This is a genomic window from Candidatus Symbiothrix dinenymphae (assembly GCF_001431085.1).
The window spans coordinates 1-391 of the sequence record NZ_BBRU01000510.1; the positions used below are offsets into that span (position 1 = coordinate 1).

Genomic DNA, 391 nt, shown 5'->3' on the forward strand with positions numbered 1-391 from the left:
GTCCAAATAGTATATTCCAATGTTGTTTTTGAACTTACTCCATAAACTTCAATAATTATACGCGAAAGCATTGCGGCTGCATTTTCGTAGTCCTGTCCAAAGTTTATCCAATAATGGCTCAAACCATCAGCATCTTTGTCTGCAAAAGTAAACAAAGGGAAAAAGTCAATATCAAAAAACAAAGGAGCAGATGCAATAAACCGATTGGGCGGTGCTTCAGAAGAGTATATTGAATATATCTATGAGCGTTATAGAGGTGGTATCGACGACACTTTGCGTAAAACGTATTTAAATGATTCCGATCTAGGTGAAAAAATAAAAGATCACAAAAATAAGATGATAATTTATTCTATATTATCCTTATTATGCGGAGTATCTACGTTCGTATTTG

The 391-nt window shown here is 34.0% G+C and carries 1 protein-coding gene; it reads left to right on the forward strand.

The annotated features are described in order from the left end of the window. Positions 1 to 135: 135 nt before the first annotated feature. Positions 136 to 391: hypothetical protein (locus ASC50_RS07535; RefSeq protein WP_226995417.1), on the forward strand; the 256-nt coding region annotated here is incomplete at its 3' end.